A 23,654-nucleotide genomic window follows, 5' to 3' on the forward strand; every position below is an offset into this window, starting at 1 on the left:
CGAGCGTAAGCTGTTTTCCCTGTTCCGAGAAGTCTTGCCCATGAGCATCGTTGTCCTTCTCAACCTGGCTGCGGTCGTAGCCCTTGGATCCCTCCTCTTTGTCTTTTCTCGCGGCACGGCTGTCCTGTTAATGCTTCTGCCTGCCTCTCAGATGCTTGGGTTGGTAGACCCGATGTCTATCGCAGTGAAAGGCATCTTCGATATTCATCTGTACATTGTCCTAGTAACGCTTGGGTTGGTCCTCTTGTCGCTTCCCAGGCTTAGAGAACTGTATCAAGCCACATTCATTGTTCCCTATCTGATCTTGTGCTTGTTCTGGATCTATGGCGTCGCACTTCCCGTGGTGGCGGAGAACTCTTCCCTGTTTTTGTCTTTGAAGGCCTCAAAGGAATTCATGTCGGTATTTTCCTACTTTGGGGTGTTTCTGTTTCTTCGAACAGAAAAGGATGTGGAATGGGGATGGCGATGTCTCTTGGGTCTAGGTTTGTACTATTCTGGTTTGGAGATTCTTAGCCAAGTCTTTGGGGAAACACTCCTTAAGCAGATGTCTTTTGATTATCGCCGGGAAGCACACTGGTTTTGGAAGGTCTATGTGTCCTTCTGGCCGGTCATTGTCATCACCTTTCTTCACTCATTCTTCGAACTGACACAATCCGCCGGACGTGCAAATATCAGGCTGGTTCTCACGCTCTGCGGGATTCTCCTCACATTCTTTCGCTCCTATCTGCTGGGAGTGTTAGGCGCCATTCCGGTGTGTCTTCTGCTCGTGAGGCAGAGGTTAGTGAAGATCCTATCGAAGGCCGCACAGCTCGGCTCGTTGATTGCGGCATCGGTTTGGGTTGTCGCGATTGTGATCGGTGGAAGTTTTGACGCGATTGAGCGGATGTTTGATCAATTCATTTCGTCTGGCATCAACGAATTCCAAAGTCAAAAAGGTGGGGCCATCGAAGGGCGAGAAGTTTTCGCCAGAGAACGCCGGATAATCTTAAACAAGAATCCGTATGTGGGCTATGGTTTTATTGATAAAGACTCCAAGGCCGGCCTTCTGTTTCAAAAACAAATCAAAGGAGACATGTTGGGATATATCGACAAAGGGGATTTGGACGTAGCTCTAAAGTTTGGCTATCCGGGGCAGTTTCTTCTGTACGGCACATTTGTGTGCTTTTCTTGGTGCCTCATTCAATTAGCTCGCCAGAAGATCCGACCGCTTTTGACTGTTCGTTGCCTGTCTTTGGCAGCAACGATCTTCGTATTTCTTGTGGTACAGCCGGTACATGCGCCTCTAACCTATAGTTTTGGCCTTCTGCCATTTGGAATAGCTCTGGGCCTCATTGAACGGGAGAAGATGATTGGAGCGAGGAAGATCGCATGACAACCATGCTCCATGTATTAGAAACCTTAGAGGGACATGGCGGAACGCCACGAAAGTTGTTGTATTTGGCGCGACATATCGACCGGCAACATGCCAAGCTCGTCTTTGCCCATTTCAGACCATCGCCGCTCGCGCACGAGTTCATCGAATGTGGATGTGAGGTGCATGCCATCGATGCAGAATCACCGCTGGCTCTAGTTTGGCAGATCCAGCGAATAGCCTGGCAGTGCAGGGCAGACATCATATGTACGCATTTTACGAGGTCCCTCCTGACGGGGTTTGTGGTGGCAAAAATGAACCGTATTCCGATCGTTCACAATGAGCACAGCAGTGCTCATTATCGCCAAGGGTTGGGGAGAGTATTGACTCGGTTTGTACTGCCTTGGGTGAATCTCATCATCTGCAATTCCGATCATACGCGTCAATCCATTCAGCAAAGTTTTCCCGGAACTGAGAACAAACTCATAACGATTCACAATCCAGTTGAGGAGCGGATTGCTCGTAGGACCAGGCAGAATGTTCGGGCCGCGCTCAGGGTGGCTAACCATGAAGTGCTCATCGCTCACGTGGGAAGAATGATTCCGGAGCGAGATCAGCTCACGCTGCTTCAGGCATTTGGCGATTTGAAGAAAGCCGTGCCTTCCGTTCGGCTCGTGATGATAGGGGAGGGCCCTTGCCGAGACGATCTGAAAGTACATGCTAAGGCGAACGGCCTGGAGGATGTGATCACGTTCATCGGGAATAGCAAGGACATCGGAGATTATCTGCAAGCCGCAGATATTTATGTGAACCCGACGCTTGATGAAGGTTTTGGGATTGCTGTGGTCGAGGCCATGCTATCGGGTATTCCCGTCATAATCTCCGATCGGGGGGCCCATCCTGAGTTGATGGTCCAAGGCCAGAGTGGCTTTCTCTACCCAGGTGGTAACAGTCACGCCTTGGCCTCACAGCTTAGCCTACTCGCCAGTAATCCTGAGCTGAGAAGGAGAGTAGGTGCCGAAGGACGCAGGCATGCGCAACTCCACTTTGACCCTCAACATTATTCAACACAGTATCTCGAATCTGTCCAGGAAAAGGGAATGGTTTCGAGTCATAAGTGAGATTGCCTTTCTCAGGAAGAGCATGGACATATCAACGCTTAGGAGGAAACTGCTTGCAGGCTCAGTCGTCGGATTTCTGAGAGTCGGCCTCGCAGTTCCCGTCTATTTGGTATTGACCCCAATTATGCTCAACACATTGGGAACGGAGCGTTTCGGGCTTTGGGCGTTCAGCACGATGATCGTCAATGCCTTCAACTTAGTGGATTTTGGGCTCAAGAATAGTCTCCTCTATCATGTGGCGCAGCTGAGAGACAACCATGGAGCTGTGAGCCAACATTTCATGGCTACGGTGAAGGTATACTTGATCCTTTCCTCCAGTATTACCTTCATCCTGTTGCTATTCCATAGGGTGATTATCCAAGACTTGTTGTACGTTCCAGCTTATCTTTTCGAGGAGGCCCGGTTTCTGTTTGTCGTCACGGTGATCGCCTTTAGCGTAAGACTGGTGGTCATTCCCTATCAGGCAGTATTGGAGGGTCTTCAGGAACTTTCTCTTTCTCAATCCGTGTTTCTTGGCTGGCTGCTTATCTATAGTGCCGCTGTTCTTATAGCTCTCGTTGTGTGGCCGGGTATCTATAGCCTGGGCCTTGCCCTCCTTGTAAGCAATCTCTGCATCGTGCTCGGTTTCTATGGAGTCGCTAAATGGCGTCTCCCGTTTTTGCACCTTGCTCCATGGCGAACGAACACCGGCGAACTGAGAAGCATGCTCAAGTATGGCATTGGGATACAGGTGGCGGCGGTAGCGATCGCTCTCAGGGAACCTCTTTACAAGATCGTCTTGGCCAAGGCGTACGGTCTGGCGACCGTAGCAGCGTTCGAAGTCGCTTATAGGCTGTGCACACAACTGGCTTCTGTCATGACAACTCCCCTGCTCGGGGTGTTAGGGGTTTCTGCGCTTCTGTCACGGCGACATGACGACTTAATGCGAATCCTTCGCCCTCTCCTTGTTTACGGAGTGATCGTGCTGCCACCTGCAGTGATGTTTGCATATACCTTTTCGAAACCATTGTTCAATCTGTGGCTCGGCCAAAAGGGGAATGAGGCCGCCGAGTTGTTTCCCAGCTTGTTTCTGGGGTTTGCCATCTATTACTCGACGGAGGTCTTCTACAAGGCCATCGAAGGTTCAGGCCGTTCCTGGTACAGCGCGACCCTGCAGGTGTCAGTCCTCATTGTACAGATGTCGCTGTTGATCTGCATTGCCTCTCTTTCTTGGTCGATCACTGTGTCGCTTCTCATCGGATTTGGTGTGTTCAGTCTTTCTAACCTTCTGATGTTCCGTCGTTGTTATGGAAGGATAGATCTCGGCGACTGTTTTCCGTTGTTCTGGCTGGCTCTCCCCACGTGTCTGTATGTAGGTCTTTTTCCAGTTCAGTCGGAGAATTCCCATGTATGGGCCTTTGGGGCCTACTTGGTACTGCATCTCGCGATGTTGAGGCACTTAGGCATAAGTGCTCAAAGTTTAGTAGGAGAATTTCGAAAGGTGGGTGAGTCGAAAATGCGACAAGCTGTCATATCCAGTTGATCAGGGGCGAGGAACTCGGTGCGTCTCGATGGGGGCGTGCATGTGAGACGCCTCTGTGTGCTGAGCCAGCATGAACAAACCATGAATCTTGGTGAGGTGCCATGAATTGATTGCGCACCTCTTCAGCCCGCATCTTCACAAGTCCATGAGTACACGACCATCACTTCTTCTGATAGGGCCTACTCCGCCACCATTCCATGGAGTTGCTGTGGCGATAGGTGTATTGCTGCAATCGGACATCGTAGGACAGTTTGATGTGTATCATCTCGATCTCGCTGATCGCCGTGGCATTCAACACGTCAATAAGCCAGATTTACATGACGTTCTCCTCTTTGTTCGACAATGGGTGAAATTGGTCGATGTGCTCATTCGTTCATGGCCGACAGTGAGCTATCTCGTGCTCTCTCAGTCAACGATCGGTTTTCTACGAGACAGTTTGCTAATTTGGCCGGCTTATCTTTGCGGGAGCCACATCGTTGTTCACCTGCACGGAGGACATTTTCGTGAGTGGTTTCTTGGGCGCTCTTGGTTCATGAAGGCCTACGTGAAAACTGTCCTTCGACGTGTCACGCGAGCCATTGTCCTCGGAGAACCTTTGAAGGATCAATTCGCGGGCCTTATTGATGAAAAGCGAATTGCCGTCGTACCAAACGGCATCGATTGGTCGAGTACCGCTGTGTGTCAGAACGTTCCTCGGTCCGGATCTCGGTTCCGCATTCTTCATCTGAGTACATTGAGCCATTTGAAGGGTGCTCTGGTGTTTCTCCAAGCTGTCCCATTCGTACTCCACCAGCGAAAGGATGTGGAGTTCATATTCGCAGGACCATGGTCGCACGCGGAAGACAAAGTGTGGGCCGACGAATTCATTCGGCATGAGGGAATCGAGGCCTATCTTGCTTTTAGCGGGCAGGTAAACGTTGCAGAGAAACTGGCTTTGTTTGACTCTGCCGATATTTTCGTCTTTCCTGGAGTCCAGCAAGAAGGCCAGCCGTTGGTTGTCATTGAGGCGATGGCGGCTGGAGTACCTGTGATTTTTACGGATCGAGGTTGCTTGCGTGACACAGTGCCGGATGGAGAAGTTGGACTAGAAGTGCCGATCGGAGATCCTCGTCAGTTGGCAGATCGCATACTGTGGTTGCTGGATCATCCTGAGGCTATCAAAGCGATGGGAGTACGCGCCCGCAAAAGATATGAAGCTCTCTATACAAAAGAACGACACATCGAACGGATGATTGATGTCTTTTCGTTGTCCTGCAAGGAAGGTGCTGTATGAGCACAATCGTATGCGCAGGTGAGAATGCCGGTGTGGGCAAACGAGATGCCGGAATCCTGCTAGGAGTTCCAATTGACAGGACGTCCCTCACAGACATGGTGCAAGCGTCCATGCATGCTGTCGCCCACAGAACGTTTCAAAAGGTAATTGCCTGCGCCAATCCTCATTCGTTGGTGGTCGCACAACAGGACGAGGACTTTCATTCCGCCCTGAACCATGTCGATTTTGTTGTCGCGGATGGTATCGGCGCGTCATTGATGGCACGTTTCGTCGGTATCCGGATCGGGCCTCGAATCACAGGAACCGACTACTTCTATGGAGTGCTGATCGCACTCCAACAACGTGGCCAGGGCCGTGTCTTCTTTTTTGGATCGTCGCAGCAGGTTCTGGATCGTATCGCGAAACGCTTTGCCGTTGATTTTCCATCTCTGACGCTTTGCGGAGCCTTGTCTCCACCGTTTGGCACCTGGAGTGAAACGGAGAATCACCGAATGGTGGAAGTAATCAACGAGGCTAAACCCGATGTTCTCTGGGTCGGCATGACGGCGCCGAAGCAGGAAAAATGGGTGGAGATCAATCGTCGGGAGCTCAATGTTCAGGTGATCGGTTCGATCGGTGCGGTATTTGACTTTTACGCTGGAACTTATTCACGAGCTCCTAAATGGGTCTGTAACATCGGCTTGGAGTGGGCCTATCGATTCATCCTTGAACCTCGCCGCATGTGGCGACGCAACCTCGTGTCCGCACCAAAGTTTGTGTGGTTAGTGCTTCGTCGACACATCTTCCGTGGAGATACCACTCTGACAGCTACAGATGGGTCGAAGCAGGAAGAAATTGCCCACCACGGCGAGAAAAAGGCTGCCTAGCTCATGACTGAACTTGCAGGGTGTGGCTCACCGGTTTGGAATTGTGATGCTTTGTGTTCCCCGTCGCTAGTGCTGTGCCGGCGACGTCATGGTGTTTCTATCTGTCGCTCTTTACAGATTTGAACACGGCTGCAGCAACATAGACACAGTTGCTGCATTTGGTCTCCATCGTCTTCCTTAGTTTTCAGTGACATGCAAACTTTATTGCATGGTCTGGGATTTGCTGAACGACTCCCCATTTATACGTGTCCCTAATGAATCAACCTCTAGAAGGAGCGGCGACATGCGGATGATGAAACGATGGCTTAGGAGAGGACTTATCCTGCCGGCTGCTGCGGTGTGTGCCCTTTCGGTTTCGATCAGTGCAGCGCAAGCGGCTCTAGTGACCTATTCGTTCACCGGCAGTGTCGACAACATTGCTCCCAAGGACACAATCTCCGGCCTCTTTCAATTTGACAATGCGACGGGAGGGAGCGGTGGCGTTTATAACGGTGCAGTAACAGGCTTTACCCTGAAGATAGAGGGGTTCGGGCACAACTCGTTTTTTGCCCCTGGTGCCAATGCTGTGACGATTTCCCAGAACATGCCGCTGGGGGGTGGCATTGTCGACCGTTGGGCATTGGTGACTGCTGCCACTGGTGAAGCGATTAGTGGTACCACCACGCGACCATTCAGTTTTGATCTTCGTCTCGACCACAATGGCGGAGGGTTGTTCACCGACTTGAGCCTTCAAGGTCCGCCAAGCTTGAGCAGTTTGAATGGCGGTCGTGCGCAATGGCGGCTCTTTTTCGAGGATGTCAACGGTAATCCATCCGTGTATCTCGGATCGATCAGTAGCCTGACCGCTGTACCGTTGCCGGCGGCGGTCCTGCTGTTTGGAGCGGGGCTTATCTCCTTGGTAGGTTTGGGAGCCGGAGGGTTGAGAAATCTCCGAGCGTCCAAGGCCTAGTCGTCTAATTTCTGACGGGCTTGATACTTCGATTATGGTATCAAGCCCGTTCTTTCTGCGGACCCGATCGATAGCTGGAAAGTTGCCAAGGAAAGTATCGCCCCGCTCTTCAAGACCGGTTTAGCTCGCTTCTCTAGCTCCTGATCATCGTGTGAGTACCTCACGCTTATGACCGGCACACGTTCCTTGCTTTTCACCTCAGTCCTGATTGTGGCGCTAGTGATCTACATGTATGCAGAGAGTCTTGCCTTCTTGTTCAGCCGTTGGTTTGGCACCGATGACTATAGCCACGGCATCTTTGTGCCACTCATCAGTGCCTTCTTGATATGGCGATCTCGAAATCGTCTATTGCAGGTACCGAGGGAGAAATCATGGTGGGGACTTGGTGTGATCACAGCGGGTCTTTTTCTCTATGTCGTGGGCGAATTGTCCACGTTGTTTGTGGTCCTACATGCCTCTTTGTGGATCGTGATGGTCGGGTTGGCCGTTACGCTCCTCGGGATTCGCGGGACGAGGACCATCGCCTTCCCTCTTGGCTATCTTCTGACCGCCATCCCGCTGCCGACGTTTTTCTACGCAGGTCTTTCGAGCCAGCTTCAACTCTGGTCCTCATCGCTCGGCGTCGGTTGTTTGCAACTCGTCGGCGTGATGGCTTTTCAGGAAGGCAATGTCATTGATCTAGGGCCCGTGCAGCTTCAAGTCGTGGAGGCCTGCAGCGGCATTCGCTACCTGCTTCCACTGATTTCTCTCGCCTTGCTCTGCGCCTACTCATTTAAGGACCAGATGTGGAAACGAGCGGTCCTAGTGTTGTCGGCCATTCCGATCTCCATCCTGACCAATGGCTTTCGGATCGGCATGATCGGAGTGCTTGTCGAGCTCTACGGGAAAGGAGCTGCGGAGGGTTTCTATCATCTGTTCGAGGGATGGGTCGTTTTCATGGTGAGTTTCGGGCTGTTGCTGATGGAAATGAAGCTCCTAGGAAAGCTAGGAGTGTCTGTGCCGCAGCAATCGTGGTCTGAGCGATTGACGTTGAGACATCAGGAGTTGGACGCTGGGCGCAAAGTCGGGCTCGAGAATACACCGGGCAACATCTTCTCACCGGGGCCGGCCTATCTGTGCAGTGTGGCTCTGTTCGCGCCCTTTACGTTGTTTTCGACCACGGTCATGGACCGTGAGGAGGTCTCCCCTCCACGAACCGCATTTGTCGATTTCCCGATGCAGATCGATGGATGGCGAGGCGAACCCGCTCCCCTCGAACAGCAATACATCGATGCGCTTCGATTCGATGATTATGTGCTTGCCGATTATCGTTGGGGCACTCAGCATCCCGTGAATTTCTATGCGGCGTACTATCGGTCACAGCGGAAAGGTCAGTCGGCTCATTCGCCTCAGAGTTGTCTGCCGGGCGGGGGATGGGAAATAGGGTCTTTGACACAGCAAGAATTATCGATGTCATCAGGGGTGATAGAACCACTCAGGGTCAATCGAGCCGTGATCCAGAAGGGAGAACAGAAGCAAATCGTGCTGTACTGGTTCAAACAACGGGACCGAAACCTCACGGACGAATATCTGGTGAAGTGGTATTTGCTGTGGGATGCGTTCTCAAGACAACGAACTGATGGAGCGCTGGTGAGACTGGCTTCGCTCGTTGGTCCCGGTGAATCCGAGGCAATTGTGGATCAACGTCTACAGGAATTAGCGATTGCGGTGGGGCGGGAGCTGACCAGGTTTGTACCGAACTGAACCAACACAGGTGAGGATGCGGTGACCAATCCATGGTGAATGAGCTGTTTTTTAGCTTCATGACGGCGCTACTTCTCTCCATGGCGCTGATTCCTCCGTTACGGCTGGCAGCCGAACGATTTCAGGTGATGGATCTGCCCGGAGGACGAAAAGTGCACGAGCACCCCATTCCACGAGTGGGGGGACTTGCCTTCGCCATCGGTGCCTGCGCTGCGATTGCCTGGTGGGTTCCGAAAGATGCTGTTGCGCTATCGGTTCTGGTCGGCAGCGTCATTCTCGTGGGGTTCGGAGTATGGGACGACCGTGTCGATCTTACCTATCGAAGCAAACTCGTAGGGCAGCTGATTGCCGCCCTTGCCGTTGTCCTGGGCGGCGATATCTGGTTTACCTCACTCCCCTTGTTACCGGATGTGGAAGTACCGGCATGGGCTGGGATGTGTGTGACCGTCGTGTTTCTTATCGGAGTATCAAACGCGGTGAATCTGACGGATGGATTGGATGGACTAGCCGGAGGCTTATCGTTCTTAACGCTCAGCGGGATCGCCTATTTGGCCTATCTATCTAGTGATTCGACCGTCCTTATCCTTACTATTCCGTTTCTTGGGGCGCTCTTGGGGTTCTTGCGGTACAACACGTACCCGGCTCGCATTTTTATGGGAGACGGCGGCAGCCAATTGTTGGGATTCATCATGGGGGTATTCGCCGTTCTCCTGACGGATTCCTCACGAGGGCCATTCAGTCCGAGCCTTGCTCTCTTCCTATTGGGGCTGCCGTTTTTGGACACCCTTGGTGTGATCGGACAACGGCTGGCTGAAGGCCGCTCTCCATTCATCGGCGACCGTGCGCACATTCACCACAAACTGCTTCGCTTTGGGTTCACGCATTATGAGGCTGTGACCGTCATTTACGTGATCCAGGCAGGGATGTTGGGCTTGGCGTATCTGCTGCGATGGCAGTCCGACCTATTGCTCCTTCCCCTCTACCTCATGATTGCAGGATCAGTCTTGATACTGTTCGTCGCAGCAGGGCGCGACCTTCTTCCCAATCTCACTCCACAAAGCGGCCATTTTCTATCCAATGTGGCCGTGACGCGATTGACGAATGGCCCCTGGCTGACAGATCTGCCGATGCAGTTTCTGGCCGTGACCGTCCCATGTTTCCTCATTGCCCTGGTGTTTGTCCCATCAAATGTGCCGACCGATGTCGGCTATCTGTCGATCATCGTATTCGGGATTGTGTTGCTCGGCCTCTCGCTTTCTCCTCGAGTCGCGCCGTACTTCGTCCGTGGTGGACTCTACGTGGGCACCACGTTTCTGCTGTATGTCTACGATGGGTCGCGAGCGAGCACGTTATCTACCGTCACGATGGCGCACAACGCGTTCTTCGTCGTGGTCGCCGTCATGGTGTTATTGAGTCTTCGATTCAACCAGGAGAACCGGTTTCAGACGACACCGCTCGACTATTTAATGGTCTTCTTGGCCGTCACGTTCCCGCTGCTTCCGGAGGTCAGCGCCGATCTCTCGCACTTGGGGATCTTTGCCGCAAAATTGATGGTGCTCTTCTTCACCTTCGAATTGCTGCTCCATGCATTTTCCAGCCGTGTCCGACAGTTGGGATTCGTTTCGCTCTGGATCCTGTTCGGACTCGGAATTCGGATTTTGTTGTAGCAAACCGAGTTACGTAATAGCCTAGGTTTCATGCCAAGGGCATTCCAATACAACAGACGTGGGTGGACTTTCAGTATGTACGTGAGGACCGGCGTCGTGATTCTATCGGTGGTCGCATGGACGGCTTGTGGTGGTCCCGAGGAGAGAAAGGCAAAGTACTTCGCTCGCGCCAGTGAGTACATTCAGGCGGCCAACTATCCCAAGGCGCGTGTCGCCATCAGAAATGTGCTGAAAATAGACCCAAAGGATGCGGAAGCCTATGTCCTGTTTGCCCGTGTTGAGGAAAAGGAAAAGAATTGGCGTAACGCGGTCCAGCTCTATCAGGAAGCTGTCCGGCTGGATCCAGGTCACACCGCAGCGTTGATTACGTTGGGTAAGTACTACCTGGAAGCCAGGTTGACCGAACAGGTGGTGGAAACGGCAGATACGGTTCTGAAGAAGGAGCCAAAGCATCCTCAAGCGAATGCACTGAAGATCGCCTCACAGGCGATGACGAAGGAAGCTGTTCCTTCGGCGATTCTTAAAGCGGAGGCACTCGCGAAAGAGTTTCCAACAGAACCGGATGTCGCCATCCTTCTTGGCACGTTGTACGACCAGCGCCGACGCTATCGTGATGCCGAGGCCACGTTACGACGCGCGTTGGGTGCTCATCCGAAAGATCTGGATCTTCTGAACAACTTGACTAGAGTTTTGACACAGGCGAACGACGTCGACGGCGCGGAGACGGTTATTCGTCGAATGATTGACGCCGAGCCTGAGTCCATCGACCATCGGCTGAGGCTCGTTCGCTTCTATGTTCAACAGGCTGCCTACGAGAAAGCGGAAGCAGTTCTACGCAACGCGGTGGTGCTTGATCTGAACAGCGAGCAGCGCCGCCTTCTCTTGGCCGACTATTTTATGAGTAGGAAAGATGTTGCGTCTGCCGAACGAGTCTTGCTGGAAGCCGTCGCACAGTTGCCGCATTCGAGTCAACTTCAGTTCGGGATTGCCACGATTTACAGGAAGACCGGACAAGACGCAAAAGCCCGTGAGCGCTACGCCGCATTGGTTCAAGAGTACAAGGATAAGCCGGTCGGGTCGGAAGCCAAGGTGAAGTTGGCGGAGATGGACTTTCAGGCCGGCAAGCAGATCGAAGCTGAGCGGCAAGTGCAGGAGGTTTTAGGAGACAACCCCCGTTCTTCGGACGGCTTGACGCTTTTAGGACGTGTGGCGTTAGCCAGACGGAATGGAAAAGATGCGGTTCAGGCTTTTCGCACGGTCTTACATGATCAGCCTGAATTGGCAACGGTTCATTTTCTCCTTGGCCAGGCCTATCAGCTCACCGGAGAGACCAACCTTGCGAAAGAGAGTTTTGAGCGGGCCGTGGCTCTGTATCCTGACCAGGTCGATGCCAACCGGTCCCTCGCAGTACTGGAAAGTAGAAACGGTCAGTACCAGCAGGCACGTGTTCGACTGGAAGACCTGCTCAAACAGCATCCCGATGATGTTGCTGCCCTCGATATGGTGATGACGCTGGACCTGGTGAAGAAAAACTGGCCTGAAGCAGAACAGACCTTGGGACGGATCCGTCACGTCGCAGCCGGGAGTCACATGGCCTTGATGGCGGAAGGACGACTGTACGAGGCTCAACGTCGTTTGAATGACGCGATGAATGCCTATGAGCGTGCGACGGCGTTGGTTCCAAACGAACCCGAACCTCTCCTGTCTCTCGTGAGGCTTGAAGTGGCTCTAGGTCACATGGCCCGATCTCAGGCACGGCTGGAAACGCTCCTCGCGGCTCGTCCGGACCATCCGTTCGCCCACGGGTTGCTGGGAGAAGTATTGTCCCTGTCTGGAGCACATGAAGTCGCGGTTCCTCACTATCGCGAAGCCGTACGACTGAATTCAAAGTGGATGACGCCTTGGCTTAACTGGGCCACGTCGGCTTCTAGGAAGAACCCGGATGTGGCCGTACAGGTGCTACATGAGGGGCTCAAGGCCAACCCCGATAGTGAGGAGTTGCACATGCTCTTGGCCTCTGTGCACTCAGAGCATGGAGAGATCGATCTTGCGATGGACGCCTACGAGACGACTTTGCGGCTAAATCCTCGCAACGTTCTGGCGGCGAATAATCTGGCCATCTTGCTCGTGGACCACAAGGGTGATCTGTCAAGTCTGCAAAAGGCCTTCGCGCTCAGTCGAGATTTTGAGAAAGAGGCGCCACACCCGCTCTTTATCGACACCCTCGGCTGGGTGCGATTCCGAATGGGGCAATCGGAGGAGGCGATGCGACTGATGAAAGACGCCGTGGCCAAAGCACCCGACATTGCTGTCCTGAACTATCATCTTGGAATGGCATTGTTTCAGTCCGGTAAACGCACCGAGGCCCGTACCTATCTTTCAAAGGCGCTGAAGAATTCCGATTCGTTCGAGGGACGGCGGGAGGCAGAGCAAGTCCTTGCGCAGATAAGGGGGTAGGAAGAATTCATGTCTCGATCTGTGCGATCGATGGTGAACGGGGTACTACTGGCCACGGCCGTCGCAATAACGGCGATGTCTGCTCATGCCGGGGATGCGATGACTGTCGGGCTGGTGTCGCAAGTCGAACCAGGGTATCGGCTCGGCGCCGAGGATATCATGCTGGTATCGGTGTGGAAGGATGAACAGCTGACGCGAGAAGTCGTCGTCCGTCCGGACGGGATGTTTTCGTTTCCCCTCGTCGGCGATATCCAGGCGGAAGATCGAACAGTTGAGGACATTCGTGGCGACCTCGTGAAGCGGCTGACAAAGTATATTCCGAATGCCAATGTTTCGGTCGCGGTCACAAAAGTCATCAGTTACAAGGTGTACGTCGTCGGCCGAGTGAATAAGCCGGGTGAGTATTTGATCGGTCATTACACCGACGTGCTGCAGGCGCTCAGTCTTGCCGGTGGACTGACTCCGTTTGCAGCGGAGAACGATATCAAGGTCTTACGGCGGGTGAGGGGAGAACAACATGCCATTCCCTTTCGCTATGGAGATGTTCGGAAAGGCAGGGATTTGGAGCAAAATATCATTCTGCAGCGCGGTGACGTCGTCATGGTCCCCTGAGCGTCGTGCTCATGCCCCCGAGCCGCAAATGGAGAGACCGGGTTTGTCATACCGTGTACGCTCTTTCGGTGGTGGTCGTTGCATGTGAGATGGCGCCGCGAAGCGAGGCTGCCGAATGGTCACTCGCGCCATCAATCGGAGTCACGGGCATTTACAACAGCAACTTGCTGTTGACCCCTCTGCCTCACTCTGAGAGTTACGGCTATTGGGTGACTCCAGCGGCAGAGTTCGCCGGCAAGACCGAGCGTCTTGAGGTGAGCAGCCGAATCGCCGCGGATGTCGTCGGATATTTCGGTGGAGAGGACAGGCAGTTTACGAATGTCTTTGCTCCCTTGTCGGTGCGATACCAGGCCGAAAAGGATCTCATAGGTTTCACCGGTGGGTTCATCCGCGACAATACGCTGCTCGGTGAGTTACAGGAGACCGGGGTTGTCTTGCAGTTTACTCAGCGTAATCAATGGACTGCGAATCCTACGTGGACGAGACGGTTGACCGAAAAACTGTCATTGCAATCGGCCATACGATTTTCCGACACCACATATGAGGGCAACAGATTGGTTGACTACCGATTGGTGGGAGGTTCAGGGGGATTGCTCTATCAACTCTCGGAGCGGGATCAACTCCAGCTATCCGGATCGTATGTTGATTTCCACACGACCGATTCGCCGTCTCCGTTTCGAGCCGATTTCCCCGGGATCAATATGAGCCTCACACATGCCTTTTCCGAATCACTCACAGGAACCGTGTCTGGCGGTCCCAGGTTTTTATCTACGAGCTCGCATTCACCGTTCGGCGACATTACGACGAGCGATACGGTGTGGTTGGCAGGGGCGAGTCTGACGAAACGATTTGAGAGAGCTTCATTGCGAGCCTCGTTGTCTCGGGACCTTCTTCCAAGTGGGCTGGGATTACTCCTTGAGACCGATCGAGGAGAAGCCTCCGCGTCATACGATGTCTCGGAGACTCTGGCCTGCTCCTTGACTGTCGTCGGAATCCTCACATCGGGAACGACGAACGCGGTCATCGGGGAAGTTTATCCGGATAGCAGGTATGTCAGTGTTACGCCAAAACTCTCCTGGAAGTTTCTCGAATGGTGGCAGGCGGAGGTGTCATATATGTACCGATGGCGAGACACCGACAGTGCCATCGATTCAGCTCAATCCCACGCGACGACGTTCATGGTGACCTATTATCCATCAAAACTTTCCTACTCCTACTGAGGCTATGGCACAGACACATGTTTCGCCACAGACATCTGGACCCGGCATGGGCGTGAAGGACTACATCGCGGCTTTTCATCGCCGTCGCAAGCTTATCCTCCTGACCGGTCTAGGACTCTTGGCGTCGTCCCTGACGTTAGCATTTCTCTGGCCGCCGACCTATAAGTCGACCGCGACCATCTTGATCGAGGAGCAGGAGATTCCATCCGACCTCGTACGATCGACGATTACGAGTTATGCCGATCAGAGGATTGAGACTATCAAACAACAGATCATGAGTCGAACGACCCTCTGGAAGGTGGTGGAACAGTACGATCTCTACCACGATCAACGGAAGAATAGTCCGACCGAAGAAATTGTTAAACGCTTCGCCAAGGACCTCGAGGTGGAAGTGATCAGTGCCGACGTCGTAGATAAACGCACACAGCACGCGACCAAGGCGACCATTGCCTTTACGGTGGCGTATCAAAATCGCTCTCCGGAATTGGCGCAGAAGGTGGCGAATGAGCTGACCAGCTTGTTCTTGGGCGAAAACCTGAAGAGCCGTGAACGCCAAGCCCAGGAAACCACCTCGTTCCTTCAGCAAGAAGCCGAAAATCTTGCTCGCCACATCAGCGACATCGATGAAAAGATCGCCGCGTTTAAACAGCGGGCCAACGGGGCGCTTCCGGAGTTGATGCCGTTGAATCAGCAGTTGATGAACCAAGCCGAGCGTGAATCAATGGAGGTCGACCAGCAGGTCCGAAGCCTCGAAGAACGCAAAACCTATCTCGAAGGGGAATTGGCGACGATCAAACCGAATACGCCCATCCTATCCGTGACCGGCGAGCGCATTTTGGATTCAACCGAGCGCTTACGCGCACTTCGAGCGGAGTATGCCGGCGCCGCGGCCAATCTGTCGGCGGATCATCCCGACATGATCAAGATGAAACAGGAGATCGATGCATTGCAAAGAGAGACAGGACAGGCCCCTGATGGGGAGGAGGCCTCGAAGCGACTCATCGATGCGCGCGCGGCATTGGCCGCCGGCTTAGAACGGTTGGGAAGTGAGCATCCGGACGTTCTGCAGACGCGGAGAAAAATCTCCGCTCTTGAGCTGGATGTCCATCGCCTCAGCGCCGTTCGAAACAAGGTGATCAATCAGCGTCCGGAAAATCCCGCCTATATCAATCTCCAGGCTCAGTTGAATTCCACAACATTCTCGTTGGAAGCATTGCGAAAAACTCGTCTGGACATCAAGCGTCGGCTACAGGAGTATGCGACACGCCTGGAAAAGGGGCCGGAGATTGAACCGGAGTATCTTGTTCTGACAAGGGATCGAGATACATCCGGACAAAAATATCAGGACATTCGATCAAAGTTGTTGGAGGCGAAGGTGGCCGAAGGTTTGGAGGTGCAACGGAAAGGCGAGCGCTTTTCCCTCATTGATCCACCGAGTCTTCCTGAAAAGCCTTATAAGCCGAACCGTTTGGCCATCGTACTACTTGGTTTCATCCTTGCCGCTGGTGGGGGAGCCGGCCTGGGAGCTGCAGCCGAGTCGCTCGACCATTCGATTCGGACGCCCGATCAACTGGTCGCCCTGACGCAGCATTTTCCCTTGGCAGTGGTTCCCTTTATGCCGAACGAAGCAGATGTGTCCCACGCAAAATTGCGACGGCGAATCGTTCAAAGTGCGGGGATCGGCGCGTTTGGAACCGTCCTGTTGCTGCTTCATGTATTTGTAGTCCCTTTGGATGTGCTGTGGTTTGCCACGCTGAGACGGTTGGGCATGGAGTAAGCAGAAAGGTAACCATGGATCGTATTCGTACCGCGCTTGAGCTGTATAAAGGTTTCAAAGGTTCCTCGTCTGACGGGGAGAGCCCGAAGCGGGCTGCCAGGCTATCGGTGCCGCCCTCGATCACCTATACACGAACCAGATCGCTGAGCATTCCGCATGCGGTGCTACACAGGCATCGGGTCATGGCGGCTCATCGCAAAGGACCGTTCGTCGATGCGTACAAGATCCTCCGAACACAGGTTACGCAGCGATTGCGAGAGAACGGGTGGAATGTGGTGGGAGTGACGAGCCCAGGTTACGGCGAAGGCAAGACGCTGACCGCCGTCAATTTGGCCGTGAGTTTAGCCATGGAAACAACACAGACGGTGCTTCTCGTCGACTCGGACTTGCAGGATCCCACCGTACATCAGGTATTCGGCTTGAAAGACTGTCTTGGCCTTGCCGACTACTTGTTGGACGATCAGCCGGTCGAGGATCTGCTCCTTCATCCCGGTATCGGGCGGTTCGTCTTGCTGCCCGGGGGGCGGGCGATCTCAAACTCCACCGAGATTTTGACCTCTCCCAAAATGGTGGACCTCGTGGAGGAGTTGAAACATCGGTATCCCTCCCGAGTCGTTATATTTGATCTCCCTCCATTGCTCCATACAGCGGATGTCTTGGCCTTCTCCCCCTACACAGACGCCCTTCTCATGGTGGTTGAGGAGGGAAAGACCACGGGTGAAGAGTTGCAGCGGGCTCTGGCGCTGGTCAAGAATTTCCGCCCTGTTCTGGGAACGGTGTTGAACAAGGCCGGCCGATCGTCTCTGACTCTTGCAGAGATGAGGACCATGTTGGCCACCTAGATCCAGATGTCGGTCATCAAACGGCGTAATCATGTACGAAGCATTTTATCGGTTCAAGGCTAAGCCATTCGCGCTCCTGCCGGACAGCGGTTTTCTCTATCCTGGCTCGGAGCACCAAACTGCCTACAGCCTCCTGGAGTACGGCATTCTGAGCCAGGCGCCGTTTATGGTGCTTACGGGTGATCCAGGCATGGGGAAAACCTCCCTGTTGCAAAAGCTCATCGTTGAGCATGGAAGCAAGCATAAAATCGGGCTGGTCACCAATGCCCGTTACGATATTGAGCAGCTCTTGCCGTGGATTCTGTTGTCCCTTGGGTTAAGCACCAAGCGGCTTGACCCGATCGAGGCCTATCATCTCTTTTCGGAGTTTCTGTCCCAGGAGTCGAAACGTTCACGGCGGGTCATTCTTATCGTTGATGAGGCCCAAAGTCTGGGCACTGAGCTGCTTGAAGAACTACGGTTGTTGTCCAACATGAACGACGACAAGACCCTCAAGCTGCAGATCATCCTTTCAGGCCAACCTGGTCTCCATACGTTGCTCCGTCGTTTCGATATGACTCAATTCGCACAGAGAATCGTCGTCGACTATCATCTGAAACCGCTCTCTGACATCGAGACCGCCAACTGTATTCGGCATCGAATACGAGTCGCCGGTGGACAACCGTCCCTCTTTACGAACAAGGCTTGTGCATTGGTGCATCGATTGAGTCAAGGGAACCCGCGACTGATCAATCAGGTGTCGGATACCGCCTTGATCTACGGGTATGCCGAACAAGCAAGCGTCATTACTTTCAAGGTGGTGGCCCAAGCAGCCTTTGATCGGAGCAAGGGAGGAATCCTTCCCTTGGCCGCGAAAGAGGAGTTGGCCGGACTTGCCGCGGCGCCGGAAGATCGCTCGGAAATGGATGATCCGATTTCGAGTCCAGGGGAGACCACTGTGTGCGCAGAATCGTCCGACGATCATCTGATAACTTCTCCGGACGAGGACTATACGAGCGCGATGGCGCTTGAAGAGGAAGGGCGATTGAAAGAGGCAGTAGAGTTGTTTCATTCAGCGACTAGAGACAAATCAATGTGGTTCAAGGCCAATTCACACATCGGATTCTGTTACGTCAAGATGAACGAGCATCATGCCGCGATACAGGCGTTTCGCACTGCCTTGGAGGATCCCACGGCCCAGCAGCAAGACGTCTTTGATGTGCTCTATCTATTGGGGCGCAGTCTTGAAACCATCGGGAGGGTCGACCAGGCGCTAGAAGTCTATCATCGCGTCAACCAGGTAACCCCAATATTTAGAGATGTCGCCGATCGGTTACGAGCGTTGGAGCGGACGCTGAAGCAATTGAGTCACAAGGGGAAATCCGTCAACGAAAAATGTTCTTGGTTCAGTAGCGTCGTGGATCATGTCCACCGCTTTCTCATCGACGCTCAGAAGTAGGAGGATTGCAGGCGAATCGTGTCGGATTCCAGCAAGAACCTAGCCGACCCTGAAGTGAGGTCTGCTGAACGCTATGAACGGGGACTCGCGCTGAAAAAAGCCGGGTTGCACAAGGCCGCGATCGAGCAGTTAGAAATGGTTGCTGTCGATCCACTATGGGCCGTGAAGGCGTACGCCCAGATCGGGCTGTGTTATAAATTGTCCGGCCGTTATGAGGAGGCCGTCCCGGCCTTGCAGAAAGCCCTCAAAGCCAAACCTGCGTCGCCGAATGAAACCGTTCAGATTCTCTATGTCCTAGGGCGTACGTTGCAATCTTTGGGTCGCGTGGCGGAAGCGCTGGAAGCCTATCGCTGGATCAGGCGGGAGGATGCGACCTATCGGGATGTCGCTGATCGTATTGAGCGGCTGAGCTCCCGCCGCCCGACAGGGGCTACGAAAAAGAGCTAGGGCGAGACAGTGGTTAAGCGGGCGGGAAGGTCGCAATTCATAGGTGAAGCTTTGCCGCCGCGAGCAGTGTAGTTCTCGGTCACTGAGTTGGCTATCCACCCATGTAAACCTTGTCTTAAGTGCACAGGCTCTCTGTGGTAGGCTCGCGCGACACGATGCAGAGGAGGTGTTATGGATTGTATTCTGATTCGTCACGGGATCGCGGTAGAGCCTGATGAGTGGGAAGGGGCGGAGGAGAATCGCCCGCTCACCGAAAAGGGAAAGAATCGCGCCAGGCAGGCTGCCGAAGGGTTGGCTGGGCTTGACTGTAAGCCGACTCACATATTCACGAGTCCCTTCGTGCGGGCGTACGATACAGCGAGGCTGATACGCGCTGTCGTCTGTCCAACTGTGAAGGTCGAGACGCGGGAAGAGTTGGCGGTCGGAGCAAAGGCTGAGCTGCTGGTTGGATTGTTCCACACTCTCCCGTCGGATGCTGTGGTGGTCTGTGTGGGGCATGAACCTCAGCTCGGTGAAGCGGTCAGCCTGTTGCTCTGTGGAAAAACCCTTCCGAACTTTCCACTTAAGAAGGCGGGGGCCGCCTATCTTGAGGCTGCGGACGGTCTTAGACCTGGCCAGGGTCGGCTGTGCTGGCTGCTTCAGCCGATGCAGCTGCGGACCATAGGCAAGCGAACGCATGGCAAGAAACGGCTGGGACAGGATTAAGACGGCACCGTTTCGGTACCGATTGTGGGTTTAGGGTTCTGTAACACCGGGAGAATAGCTCCTCGGAGCTCGTCCTGAATCTCTTCGGGAGACTTTCTTGCATCGACGACATTGAAGCGAAACTCCATCGCCATCTTGTCGAATTCTTCTATCAGCAGCGATTGATATCTTTTGAAACTATCGTAGAGGTCAGCCCCGAGGCGGAGGTCCATTCCGGATTCCCAGTAGTTCATCCCAGTCGTCTCGATGACTCGAAGGGCCAGGGTTTCAACATCGATCCGCAGGTAACACACCAGGTCGGGAATCAACGCAAACCCAAACACGTCGCGGATCCACTTGCGGTCGGCGCTCCGCACAAAGTCACGCGCGAACGCCGTGTAGATATAGCGATCCGCCAAAACCACGAACCCTGATCGTAGAGCGGGAATGACCTGGTGTTCGAGGCGATCGGCAAAATCCGTCGCATAGAGCAGGCTGAGCGACCAACGGTCGAGGATATTGCCGGCCTTCGCCATTTCGATGGTCTTGGACATGAGGTTGGAACGGGTCCAACCGGTCGTCATCACGCCGTACCCCTGCACCTCCAGCCACTCTTGCAGCAACTCGATGTGGGTCGTTCGGCCGACTCCATCGGTTCCTTCAATGGCGATCAACTTGCCTTTCAGATCACTCGGATCTAGGTACTTCAAACCGTCGCCAAAAAAGCGTGCGTCGGCCATAGGTGCCTCGTCTTGGTTTGTAGCCACGGAGCGCTTCTTCCACCAGCGCCCTCATGTGTTCCTGCTGGGTCTCGATGTCTTGGGTCGCATCCATCGTCAACAGACCATATTCGTCGACGAGCTTGTTGTATTCGGCGAGAATCCGTGATTGAAAGAGTCGGAAACTTTCCGTGATGTCCGGGCTCAGATCCATGTCCATACCGGCTTCATAGTACTTGAAGTGGCCACGAGTTCCTCGCGAGAGCCGAGAGATGGCGACTTCGATGGGGACTTTGAAATAAAACGCCATATCCGGCTTGATCGCAAATGCGTAGAGTTTCCGTACCCACTCGTTCGCCACGCCTCGTACCACATCGCGCGCAAACGCCGTATACATATAGCGATCGGCCAGGACAAGCATGCCTGCCTTCAGGGGAGGGAGAATCTGATGATAGAGCCGACTGGCAAAGTCAGTGGCATGCAGCAAGCTGAACGTTGTTGGGGTGAGGCTCTTCGATTTTTTCCCTCGTTTGGTGGTTTCTTTCACGAGTGCCGAGGAATTCCATTCGGTAAAGAATACCTTGTGCCCCTTGGACTCGAGCCACTTATGCAGTAGTTGCAGTTGAGTACTTTTGCCTGACCCGTCGATGCCTTCGACGATGATCAACTTCCCTGGGTAAGGGTGACAGGCTGTCTTGAGTAGGTGAGGCTCAGTCATGATCGATCGGTTTTCAGTAGTCCGGAGAACTGGACACGTCGACGGAAGACCTGCTCGAACAGGTCGGCTCTGCTCTTCGCGGCCCACAATTCCATTTCAGCATCTCCTGTCAAATGAACTTCAATGGTAATCTGTTTCCCGAATTTGACACTCAGTGCCTGAACGAGCGAGAAATGCGTCCGATCGAGCCCGTCGGCGATCCGGAGCAACGAGGCAAGGATCTTGACCACACGTTGCAAGCGGGGTGTCAGACAGGCGAGTGCTTCGTGCTTCAACGACGGCAGAGCTCGCCGGTGGTAGCGGGCGATGTTGGCGACCACGTCGATTTCCTCAGCCGTCAATCCACCCAAGTCACTATTCTTGATGAGATAATACGCGTGTTTGTGATGTTGTCTCGGATTGATGAGATATCCGACATCGTGCAGAATGGCTGCGTACTCCAGCCAGGTGCGCTCTTGCTGCCCTAAGCGATGTTCCTGCTTGGTTTGATCGAACAGACCCAGTGCCAAGTCGGCCACATGCAGTGAATGAGCCTCCGGTGCATGGCAGCGCCGGGCAAGGCCGATCACGTTTCGACGACGAACGTCGGGAATATCACGTTCAGCTTTCAGCCCTTCTCGGTGCCGCACGATAAAATCATAGATGACACCCTCTCGAATCGCCCTGTCGCAGAGCGTGATCTCGTTGAGGCCGGACAGCTCCAGCAGACATCTGAGGACCACGGCGGTCGGCAACAACGTGTCGACCCGCTTGGGGTCTAGACCGGGAATCGCCAACCGAGCTTTGACCGATGACTTCGCCAACTCGGCTTCGAGAGAGCGGATATCCTTCAGCAGAATCGTCGCGAGATTATGCTGTGGCAACGGTCGTCCGGTTTGACGGAGATGAATGACTTCACCGACATTCCCGGCCATGCCGGAGGTGGCGATCAATGACTGAAACGTCTTCATCTTGAATGATCCGAGCGCGTCGCGCAGATGGGCGAGCACGGCATCGTCCATGGCATGCATCATCAACTCAGACGGCGGAGTTTTGGGAAGGAATTGCTCAGCTAAACGGATCGCTCCGAGTTTGAGACTCTTGCCGTGAATCAAGCCTTCTCGATTCCCGACGATCAATTCCACGGAGCCGCCCCCGATGTCGACGACCAATGTCGGTCCGTCCGGGAGGGCGATGCTGTGCTTGACGCCCAAGAAAATCAGTCGGGCTTCTTCTGTCCCACTGATGACCCGCACCCTCAGACCCATGTGCTCCATGATCAAGGCGACGAAATCACCGCCGTTTTGGGCTTCGCGCACGGCACTGGTCGCGACTGCGACGATGCGGTCGAATCCCTTGTTGCGGGCGAGCGTGACCAACGTTTTCAGGACTTCCAACGCACGGGCCATGGCTTCGTCCGAAAGCCGCCTTGTGGCAAAGACGCCGTTACCCAGCCTGGTGATGTCCTTGAAACGGTCCAGTATCTTGAAACTGGCATCGGGGAGAATCTCAGCCAGCAACATATGAATGGAGTTTGTCCCGATGTCGATGACGGCGAGCTTAGACACAGCAGTTCCCTACGATTGGAGAATCGACGGACCTTAATGAAAGAGCGGGCAGCCTGTCAACAATCAACGTGTAACCTGTGCGGTGTATGGACATGACAGCTGGGGAGCATGGTGGCGAAGGATTATTTGACGACGAAATGGACGCTCCGGTTTCTCTGTCTGCATTCGCCGGTATACTCAAAACACAGCGGGCGATCTTTCCCGTAACTGGTTGTTTGGACATCGATGAAGATCCCCAGTTCTTGAAGGTAGGATTTCACATTCCTGGCTCGACGCTCGCCCAACACGAGGTTGTACGTTGATGTGCCGAATTCATCACCGCGTCCTTCCAGGAGGAGGCCTGCCACTCGGTCTTGTTGCAGTTGCTTGGCATCGGCCTCCAAGACGCGCATCGCATCCATCCGGATGGTGACCTGATCAAAATCGAACAGGACGTCGCCCAATGTCCCATCGGAGAGGCCGGTGGCGTTTCGAGACAAGAGTTCTGATCGCATGCCCAGGCTTGTCCGCGAGTCGGTCAGTTGGTCGTCGTCAGGAGGAATCTCTTTAATCGCGGGCTCCTTGATCAGCTCTGCTTGTGCCGACTCTTCTTGACCGGATTCCGATCCCCACCACCCTGTTATTGCGCAACCCTGTACGGTGAGAAGGGTAAAGCCGAATAGGCTCGACGCCATGATACAGCGCACCTGTCTCATCGATGC

Annotated in this window: 20 protein-coding genes; 16 read left to right on the top strand and 4 right to left on the bottom strand. The window is 54.0% G+C overall.

Features of this window, described 5'->3' with window-relative positions; all coding sequences use genetic code 11:
* Positions 1-40 precede the first annotated feature (40 nt).
* The 16 genes from P0119_10510 to P0119_10585 all read left to right on the top strand — a co-directional run bounded on the left by P0119_10510 (position 41) and on the right by P0119_10585 (position 19,990).
* Positions 41-1,372 (top strand): O-antigen ligase family protein, encoded by a 1,332-nt coding sequence (locus tag P0119_10510; protein ID MDF0666485.1) that lies wholly within the window; start codon positions 41-43, stop codon positions 1,370-1,372.
* Positions 1,369-2,472, top strand: coding sequence for a glycosyltransferase family 4 protein (locus P0119_10515; GenBank protein MDF0666486.1), 1,104 nt, complete (start codon positions 1,369-1,371; stop codon positions 2,470-2,472). Before P0119_10510 ends, P0119_10515 begins: the two co-directional genes overlap by 4 nt.
* A 22-nt stretch (positions 2,473-2,494) precedes the next feature.
* Positions 2,495-3,994, top strand: a complete 1,500-nt coding sequence (locus tag P0119_10520) for an oligosaccharide flippase family protein (GenBank protein ID MDF0666487.1) — start codon at positions 2,495-2,497, stop codon at positions 3,992-3,994.
* 208 nt (positions 3,995-4,202) lie between these two features.
* Positions 4,203-5,267, top strand: coding sequence for a glycosyltransferase family 4 protein (locus P0119_10525; protein MDF0666488.1), 1,065 nt, complete (start codon positions 4,203-4,205; stop codon positions 5,265-5,267).
* On the top strand, positions 5,264-6,133 hold the full coding sequence (locus tag P0119_10530; GenBank protein MDF0666489.1) for a WecB/TagA/CpsF family glycosyltransferase: 870 nt from the start codon (positions 5,264-5,266) through the stop codon (positions 6,131-6,133). The genes P0119_10525 and P0119_10530 overlap by 4 nt, the downstream gene beginning before the upstream one ends.
* A 283-nt stretch (positions 6,134-6,416) precedes the next feature.
* A complete protein-coding gene (locus P0119_10535; GenBank protein ID MDF0666490.1) occupies positions 6,417-7,082 on the top strand; it encodes a hypothetical protein in 666 nt (221 codons plus the stop codon).
* Positions 7,083-7,250: 168 nt separating this feature from the next.
* Positions 7,251-8,825, top strand: a complete 1,575-nt coding sequence (xrtD, locus tag P0119_10540; protein ID MDF0666491.1) for a VPLPA-CTERM-specific exosortase XrtD — start codon at positions 7,251-7,253, stop codon at positions 8,823-8,825.
* A gap of 32 nt (positions 8,826-8,857) precedes the next feature.
* Complete coding sequence (locus P0119_10545) at positions 8,858-10,492, top strand: MraY family glycosyltransferase (protein MDF0666492.1); 1,635 nt, start codon at positions 8,858-8,860, stop codon at positions 10,490-10,492.
* A 75-nt stretch (positions 10,493-10,567) separates the two neighbouring features.
* Entirely contained in the window at positions 10,568-12,949 is a 2,382-nt protein-coding gene (locus tag P0119_10550) for a tetratricopeptide repeat protein (GenBank protein ID MDF0666493.1), read from the top strand.
* A gap of 9 nt (positions 12,950-12,958) precedes the next feature.
* Positions 12,959-13,561 (top strand): polysaccharide biosynthesis/export family protein, encoded by a 603-nt coding sequence (locus tag P0119_10555; protein ID MDF0666494.1) that lies wholly within the window; start codon positions 12,959-12,961, stop codon positions 13,559-13,561.
* 89 nt (positions 13,562-13,650) lie between these two features.
* The gene (locus P0119_10560; GenBank protein ID MDF0666495.1) at positions 13,651-14,781 is read left to right on the top strand and encodes a hypothetical protein; all 1,131 of its coding nucleotides are present in this window, start codon (positions 13,651-13,653) and stop codon (positions 14,779-14,781) included.
* Positions 14,782-14,785: 4 nt separating this feature from the next.
* On the top strand, positions 14,786-16,558 hold the full coding sequence (locus P0119_10565) for a Wzz/FepE/Etk N-terminal domain-containing protein (GenBank protein ID MDF0666496.1): 1,773 nt from the start codon (positions 14,786-14,788) through the stop codon (positions 16,556-16,558).
* Between the two features lie 14 nt (positions 16,559-16,572).
* Complete coding sequence (locus P0119_10570) at positions 16,573-17,400, top strand: CpsD/CapB family tyrosine-protein kinase (GenBank protein MDF0666497.1); 828 nt, start codon at positions 16,573-16,575, stop codon at positions 17,398-17,400.
* Between the two features lie 31 nt (positions 17,401-17,431).
* A complete protein-coding gene (locus P0119_10575) occupies positions 17,432-18,838 on the top strand; it encodes an AAA family ATPase (protein MDF0666498.1) in 1,407 nt (468 codons plus the stop codon).
* Positions 18,839-18,856: 18 nt separating this feature from the next.
* Positions 18,857-19,285: a tetratricopeptide repeat protein gene (locus P0119_10580; protein MDF0666499.1), complete on the top strand. Its 429-nt coding sequence runs from the start codon at positions 18,857-18,859 to the stop codon at positions 19,283-19,285.
* 171 nt (positions 19,286-19,456) lie between these two features.
* Entirely contained in the window at positions 19,457-19,990 is a 534-nt protein-coding gene (locus P0119_10585; GenBank protein MDF0666500.1) for a histidine phosphatase family protein, read from the top strand.
* Here the strand turns inward: P0119_10585 and P0119_10590 are convergent.
* From P0119_10590 to P0119_10605, 4 genes are all read right to left on the bottom strand, one after another.
* Positions 19,987-20,709, bottom strand: a complete 723-nt coding sequence (locus tag P0119_10590) for a hypothetical protein (protein MDF0666501.1) — start codon at positions 20,707-20,709, stop codon at positions 19,987-19,989. The two genes, P0119_10585 and P0119_10590, sit on opposite strands and share 4 nt — an antisense overlap.
* Positions 20,657-21,406: a dTMP kinase gene (gene tmk, locus P0119_10595; protein ID MDF0666502.1), complete on the bottom strand. Its 750-nt coding sequence runs from the start codon at positions 21,404-21,406 to the stop codon at positions 20,657-20,659. The genes P0119_10590 and tmk overlap by 53 nt, the downstream gene beginning before the upstream one ends.
* Positions 21,403-22,953: a Ppx/GppA phosphatase family protein gene (locus P0119_10600; protein ID MDF0666503.1), complete on the bottom strand. Its 1,551-nt coding sequence runs from the start codon at positions 22,951-22,953 to the stop codon at positions 21,403-21,405. Before P0119_10600 ends, tmk begins: the two co-directional genes overlap by 4 nt.
* 122 nt (positions 22,954-23,075) lie before the next feature.
* A complete protein-coding gene (locus P0119_10605) occupies positions 23,076-23,648 on the bottom strand; it encodes an OmpA family protein (GenBank protein MDF0666504.1) in 573 nt (190 codons plus the stop codon).
* Positions 23,649-23,654 lie beyond the last annotated feature (6 nt).

Origin of the sequence: Nitrospira sp. (assembly GCA_029194665.1) — a bacterium.
Taxonomy (GTDB): Bacteria; Nitrospirota; Nitrospiria; order Nitrospirales; family Nitrospiraceae; genus Nitrospira_D.

Bases quoted from the DNA above. Each gene is read 5' to 3' on its own strand.
- P0119_10510 (MDF0666485.1), top strand. From the start codon at position 41: ATGAGCATCGTTGTCCTTCTCAACCTGGCTGCGGTCGTAGCCCTTGGA.
- P0119_10515 (MDF0666486.1), top strand. From the start codon at position 1,369: ATGACAACCATGCTCCATGTATTAGAAACCTTAGAGGGACATGGCGGA.
- P0119_10520 (MDF0666487.1), top strand. From the start codon at position 2,495: ATGGACATATCAACGCTTAGGAGGAAACTGCTTGCAGGCTCAGTCGTC.
- P0119_10530 (MDF0666489.1), top strand. From the start codon at position 5,264: ATGAGCACAATCGTATGCGCAGGTGAGAATGCCGGTGTGGGCAAACGA.
- P0119_10535 (MDF0666490.1), top strand. From the start codon at position 6,417: ATGCGGATGATGAAACGATGGCTTAGGAGAGGACTTATCCTGCCGGCT.
- xrtD (MDF0666491.1), top strand. From the start codon at position 7,251: ATGACCGGCACACGTTCCTTGCTTTTCACCTCAGTCCTGATTGTGGCG.
- P0119_10545 (MDF0666492.1), top strand. From the start codon at position 8,858: ATGGTGAATGAGCTGTTTTTTAGCTTCATGACGGCGCTACTTCTCTCC.
- P0119_10550 (MDF0666493.1), top strand. From the start codon at position 10,568: ATGTACGTGAGGACCGGCGTCGTGATTCTATCGGTGGTCGCATGGACG.
- P0119_10555 (MDF0666494.1), top strand. From the start codon at position 12,959: ATGTCTCGATCTGTGCGATCGATGGTGAACGGGGTACTACTGGCCACG.
- P0119_10560 (MDF0666495.1), top strand. From the start codon at position 13,651: ATGGCGCCGCGAAGCGAGGCTGCCGAATGGTCACTCGCGCCATCAATC.
- P0119_10565 (MDF0666496.1), top strand. From the start codon at position 14,786: ATGGCACAGACACATGTTTCGCCACAGACATCTGGACCCGGCATGGGC.
- P0119_10570 (MDF0666497.1), top strand. From the start codon at position 16,573: ATGGATCGTATTCGTACCGCGCTTGAGCTGTATAAAGGTTTCAAAGGT.
- P0119_10575 (MDF0666498.1), top strand. From the start codon at position 17,432: ATGTACGAAGCATTTTATCGGTTCAAGGCTAAGCCATTCGCGCTCCTG.
- P0119_10585 (MDF0666500.1), top strand. From the start codon at position 19,457: ATGGATTGTATTCTGATTCGTCACGGGATCGCGGTAGAGCCTGATGAG.
- P0119_10590 (MDF0666501.1), bottom strand. From the start codon at position 20,709: ATGGCCGACGCACGCTTTTTTGGCGACGGTTTGAAGTACCTAGATCCG.
- tmk (MDF0666502.1), bottom strand. From the start codon at position 21,406: ATGACTGAGCCTCACCTACTCAAGACAGCCTGTCACCCTTACCCAGGG.
- P0119_10605 (MDF0666504.1), bottom strand. From the start codon at position 23,648: ATGAGACAGGTGCGCTGTATCATGGCGTCGAGCCTATTCGGCTTTACC.